Raw genomic sequence first — 5,998 nt, forward strand, 5'->3', positions numbered from 1 at the left:
GCCGTGCAGACGTTGTCGATGATGGCGCGCACACGCTCTTCGGCGAGATCGCGGACCTCGCTTGTGAGCGAGCGGACGGTGCCGAGAATCGTCACGTTCTGCGGAATGACGTTGAAGGCTTCGCCGCCTTTGATGGAGCAGACGGAGACGACAGCGGATTCGAGAGGATCGACGCTGCGCGACACCACCGTTTGCAGCGCCGTGATCACATGACTTGCGACGAGGATCGGATCGATCGAATCGTGCGGACGTGCGGCGTGGCCGCCCTTGCCCTCGATCGTCAAGGTGAACCGGTCGGCGGCGGCTGCGATCGGGCCGGGCCGGATGGCGAACGCGCCCACGGCGATGCCCGGCATGTTGTGCATGCCGTAGACTTCCTGAATGCCGAAGCGCTCCATCAGACCGTCCTTGATCATCGCATCCGCGCCCGCGCCGCCCTCTTCAGCCGGCTGGAAGATCATGATCGCGGTGCCGTCGAAATTGCGGGTTTCGGCGAGGTATTTCGCGGCGCCGAGCAGCATCGAGGTGTGGCCGTCATGGCCGCAGGCATGCATCTTGCCGGGTACCTTCGATTTGTATCCGACGTCGGTCGCTTCTTCGATCGGGAGCGCGTCCATGTCGGCGCGCAGGCCGACGACCTTGCCCGAACCGTTGGCGCGGCCGCGGATCACGCCGACGACGCCGGTCCGTCCGATCCCCGTGACCACCTCGTCGCAGCCGAACGCCTTCAACTTCTCCGCGACGATACCCGCGGTCCGGTGCACCTCGTATAGAAGCTCGGGGTTCTCATGAAAGTCGCGGCGCCAAGCCGTGATCTCATCGGTGAAATCGGCAACACGGTTGATGATGGGCATGGAAGACCTGTGTCTGAAAGGTGGAAGGAACGCGCGTGTTTCGCCGGTATCCTAACGAGAGCCAGCGAAGCAGGGAACGGGTCCGATGGTCAATCCGTCAGATGCTTGGAACGAGCGGCCGTTCGCGGCGCAGAAAGATCGCCTTGGGCCGTTTGGTGCGGAACTGGCCGCGATCGATAGCGACGAACATCAGCATGGCCATGACGAGGGCCGTGAACCACCAGGCTTGCGCCGTTCCGACGCCGAAGCAGCCGAGCGCATAGGCGGAGGCGAAGGTCGCCATGATTCCGGGCACGAGCAGGGGTCGTTCGCCCTCGGAGCCCATCACCGACGCATGGAGGACGATGGCGCCGGTGACCGCGCCGATGAGCCCGAGTTCATACCAGATCTCGAACAGGAAAGAGCTCGGCGCCGTTGGGTCGAGCAATCCGGCGAAACGTCCACGCAGGGCGGTCTCGAGCCCATGGCCCGTCACCAGCCGCACCGGCTCGCCCACGATCACGGCGCGCCAGACGTCGAGACCGTCGACGAGCGACGCGTCGGGTCCGAAGAGATTGACGACCACGGGCTTGAGGACGAAGGGCAGCGCCGGCGCCAGCAACAGCAGGCCGCCGAGGAGGATGGCGGTCAGCCGCACGCCRAATTGAGGGCTGATGGCGGTGACCGCGAAAAGCGCCGCTCCCGCGGTCAGTCCCTGGAGGGGGAGTGGGCCCGGGCCGAGAACGGTCGCGAGCGCGACCGCGACGGCGAGCAGAACCGCTTCGATATTGCGTCCGCGCGAATGCAGCCATGTTACGGCGGGCCACACGAAAACGGCGAGGAGAATCAGTCCGCGCTCCAGGTTCTGACTGTCGGGATCGATCGGTGCGATGCCGCGCACGCCCGCGATGCAAGCGATGACGGCCGCAAGCCCGATTCCCACCGAAAGCATATAGAGATTGGCCGAGCGCATGCGGTCAGGCAGAGCGAGAAATCCGGCTGCCGCCATCAGCAGCATGCCGACGATGTTGATCAGCCGCTCCGTGGCCTCCGACAGGAATGGCGTCCAGATCAGCGACAATCCCGTCCAGATGAACAGGACCAAGCCCGCGACGCCGCCGCGCGAGAGCAGAAGCCCGCCCAGGCGCTGTCGGGACACCCGCGAGCCGCCGTCCAGCACGGCGGCGAGGACCAGGAGAATGATCGCGACCGGGCCGAGGATGACGATGGCCCGTCTCGCGAACAACGCAGCCGTCGGGCCGACGAGAAACAGCAACGCGAAACCGAGCCGCCGCAGGACGGCTGCAGCGGCGCTCGACGGGTCGGCCGGGGAAGAAGTGCGGGCCATGAAGGGCTAGGACAATCGAAGGTTGAACGGGTGGCGTCAGGCCGACCGTATCGGAGGCGCACAGCGAAAGCTGTAGGCGCCGCGCAACACTCCCGCGATGTCGTCGTTCGAAACCGTCTCAGGCTTTGGCCCGGCCTCTGAGAAATTTGACGATGGCGGAAAAGTCCTCGTCCCCGTGGCCCTCGCCGTCGAACAGCGCGTAAAGTTGGGCGGCCTCCGCACCTAGGGGTGTCACCGCGTTGGTGGTCACAGCGGCTTCCTGTGCGAGCCGGAGATCCTTGAGCATCAGGGCCGCCGCGAAACCGGGCTTGTAGCCGTTATTGGCCGGCGAGGCGGGCACCGGGCCGGGCACAGGGCAATAGCTCGTCAGTGACCAGCACTGGCCGGAAGCGGTCGATGCGACGTCGAACAAGGCCTGATGCGAGAGCCCGAGTTTTTCGGCGAGCACGAACGCCTCCGCGACGCCGATCATCGAAATGCCGAGGATCATGTTGTTGCAGATCTTGGCCGCCTGGCCGGAGCCGGCATCGCCACAATGGACCACCCGTTTTCCCATCTCGGACAGAACCGGGCGTCCGCGTCCGAACGCGTCGGCCGAGCCCCCGACCATGAAAGTCAGCGTTGCGCCGGTCGCGCCGCCGACGCCACCGGAGACCGGAGCATCGAGCGCCGCAAGATTGCGCTCGCGCGCCATCTCATGCGCTTCGCGGGCGCTTTTTACATCGATCGTCGAACAATCGATGACGAGCGCGCCCTGTTTGACCACTGGCAGGATCCCGGACCAGACGGAAAGCACGTGCGCGCCCGCCGGCAACATCGTGATGACGACATCGGCGTTGCGGGCCGCGTCGAGGGCCGAGCCGACGACGGTGATGCCGTTGGCCCGCGCCCGGTCGTTTGAGGCGGGCACGAGATCGAAACCCATGACCGTGTGATCCGCCTTCACCAGATTGGTGGCCATCGGGCCGCCCATGTTGCCGAGGCCGATAAACCCGATCGACGCCATGGCTTCCTCCGCTTTATTGTTTTCGTTCCCGTCCCAACAGGTCCCGCGCCACGATGAGGCGCATGATCTCGTTGGTCCCCTCGAGAATCTGATGCACGCGTAGATCGCGCACGATCTTCTCGACCCCGTAATCGGCAAGATAACCGTAGCCACCGTGAATCTGCAGCGCGTCGTTGGCGACATTGAAACCGGTGTCGGTCGCAAAGCGCTTCGCCATGGCGCAGAGCTTGGTCGCATCCGGCGTTTTCGCATCGAGCGCGCATGCGGCACGCCACAGCAGCGTTCGGGCGGCTTCCAACTCCGTCGCCATATCGGCAAAGCGGAACTGGAGCGCCTGAAAATCCGCGATGGACTTGCCGAACGCCTTACGGTCGGTGGCATAGGCGAGAGCCTTGTCGAGGGCGGCTTGCGCGCCGCCCAAAGAGCACGCGCCGATATTGAGACGGCCGCCGTCGAGACCCGACATCGCGATCTTGAAGCCGACACCTTCCTCGGACAGCCGGTTCGCGACAGGCACGCGCGCATCCTCGAAGATCACGGCKCGTGTCGRYTGCGCGTTCCAGCCCATCTTCTTTTCGAGCGCGCCGAACGAGACACCGGGCGTCTCCTTTTCGATCACCAGGGCCGAGACGCCGGCCGCGCCGCCTTCGCCGGTGCGCACCATCGTCACGTAGATGTCGGAAACACCGGCGCCGGAAATGAACTGCTTCACGCCATTGACCACATATTGATCGCCGTCGCGTACGGCGCGGGTCTTGAGCGCAGCGGCGTCCGAGCCCGATCCCGGTTCGGTCAGGCAATAGCTGCCGATGAGATCCATCGTGCAGAGCTCGGGGAGAAAGCGCTGCCGCTGTTCGTCCGAGCCATAGCGGTCGATCATCCACGTCACCATGTTGTGGATCGACAGATAGGCGGACACGGCGGGGCATCCGGTCGCGAGCGCTTCGAAGATCAGCGCCGCGTCGAGACGCGACATCCCGGAACCGCCGACGTCGTCGCGGGTGTAGATCGCCGCCATTCCGAGCGCCGCCGCCTCGCGCATCACGTCGACTGGAAAATGCTTGGTCTCGTCCCATTCGAGGGCATGCGGCGCGAGTTTCTCCGCTGCAAAGGCGAGCGCCATGTCGCGGACGGCAATCTGATCGTCTGTGAGATCGAACTGAGTCATGGCCCTAGATCGTCATGCCCGCTTGCGTTGGGGCACCCCGACTTTCGATCTAGATCGCGATGAGTTTGTGGCCAATCGGGGCACATACCGCGGCGCCGGGTCGACCCTGATGCGAAATGGCCGGGGACGAGCCCCGGCCATCGTATTCTTACTTCATCGTCGGGATCGAGAATTCCGCGCCTTCCTTGATGCCCGACGGCCAACGCGTGGTGACGGTTTTCGTCTTCGTATAGAAGCGAATGGCATCCGGGCCGTGCTGATTGAGATCGCCGAAACCCGACCGTTTCCAGCCGCCGAAGGTGTAATAGGCCAGCGGCACGGGGATCGGTACGTTGATGCCCACCATGCCCACATCCACCTTGGAGGCGAAATCGCGCGCCGCGTCGCCGTCGCGGGTGTAGATCGCGACGCCGTTGCCGTATTCGTGCTCGGTCGGCAATCGCAGGGCCTCGTCATAATCCTTGGCGCGGACCACGGAGAGAACCGGGCCGAAAATCTCTTCCTTGTAGATGCGCATGTCGGGGCGCACGTCGTCGAACAGGCACCCACCCATGTAGAAGCCGTTCTCGTAGCCCTGCATCTTGAACTTGCGGCCATCGACCGCGAGCTTCGCGCCTTCCTTCACGCCCTGGTCCACATAGGACAGGACCTTGTCGAGATGGGCCCTCGTCACGAGCGGGCCGAAATCCGCGGAGGGATCGGTCGAAGGGCCGACCTTCAGGCTTTCGACACGGGGAATGAGCTTGTGCAGCAGAGCGTCCGCGGTGGCCTTGCCGACGGGCACTGCGACCGAGATCGCCATGCAACGTTCGCCGGCCGAGCCGTAGCCCGCGCCGATGAGCGCATCGACCGCCTGATCCATGTCCGCATCGGGCATGATGATCATGTGGTTCTTGGCGCCGCCGAAGCACTGGGCGCGCTTGCCGTTGGCGGTCGCCCGGGAATAGACGTATTCCGCGATCGCCGAAGAGCCGACGAAGCCGACGGCCTTGATGTCGCGATCATCGAGAATGCCGTCGACGGATTCCTTGTCGCCGTTGACGACGTTGAGGATGCCGGCCGGTAGTCCAGCCTCCATCATCAGTTCGGCGAGACGCATCGGCACGCCGGGCGCGCGCTCGGACGGCTTGAGAATGAAGGCGTTGCCGCACGCGATCGCGGGAGCGAGCTTCCACAGGGGGATCATGGCCGGGAAATTGAACGGCGTGATGCCGGCGACGACGCCCAGCGCCTGGCGGATCGAGTACATGTCGATGCCCGGGCCCGCGCCTTCGGAGAACTCGCCCTTCATCAGGTGCGGAATGCCGGTGCAGAACTCGGCGACTTCGACGCCGCGCTGAATGTCGCCCTTGGCGTCGACGATGGTCTTGCCGTGCTCGCGGGCCAGAAGTTCGGCCAGGGAGTCGTTCTCCTTGGCGATGAGTTCGAGGAACTTCATCAGAACGCGGGCGCGGCGCTGCGGGTTGGTGGTGGCCCAGGCGGGCTGTGCGGCCTTGGAGTTTTCGACAGCCTTGCGCAACTAGTCGTTGGAGGCGAGAGCGACCTTGGCGATGACTTCGCCGGTCATGGGCTGAAACACGTCGGCCGTCCGTTCCGAAGACCCGGCGACGTGCTTGCCGCCGATGAAATGTCCGACTTCACGC

At 64.8% G+C, this 5,998-nt stretch carries 4 protein-coding genes and 1 pseudogene; all 5 read right to left on the minus strand.

Going from position 1 to position 5,998, the window contains the following annotated elements; all coding sequences use genetic code 11:
- On the minus strand, window positions 1-854 hold an 854-nt coding region (locus AC1DT3_RS10410), incomplete at its 3' end, for an amidohydrolase (protein WP_477465182.1).
- Between the two features lie 97 nt (window positions 855-951).
- On the minus strand, window positions 952-2,181 hold the full coding sequence (locus AC1DT3_RS10415) for a peptide ABC transporter permease (protein ID WP_477465183.1): 1,230 nt from the start codon (window positions 2,179-2,181) through the stop codon (window positions 952-954).
- A 118-nt stretch (window positions 2,182-2,299) separates the two neighbouring features.
- Window positions 2,300-3,187 (minus strand): 3-hydroxyisobutyrate dehydrogenase, encoded by an 888-nt coding sequence (gene mmsB / locus AC1DT3_RS10420; protein ID WP_477465184.1) that lies wholly within the window; start codon window positions 3,185-3,187, stop codon window positions 2,300-2,302.
- A 13-nt stretch (window positions 3,188-3,200) separates the two neighbouring features.
- A complete protein-coding gene (locus tag AC1DT3_RS10425) occupies window positions 3,201-4,355 on the minus strand; it encodes an isobutyryl-CoA dehydrogenase (RefSeq protein ID WP_477465185.1) in 1,155 nt (384 codons plus the stop codon).
- 148 nt (window positions 4,356-4,503) lie between these two features.
- Window positions 4,504-5,998, minus strand: a pseudogene (locus tag AC1DT3_RS10430) (CoA-acylating methylmalonate-semialdehyde dehydrogenase); the annotation flags it as partial.

It is taken from the genome of Microvirga sp. P4_G7 (assembly GCF_056401005.1).

Excerpts from the sequence above, each read along its gene's own strand:
- mmsB (WP_477465184.1), bottom strand. The coding sequence starts at position 3,187 with ATGGCGTCGATCGGGTTTATCGGCCTCGGCAACATGGGCGGCCCGATG.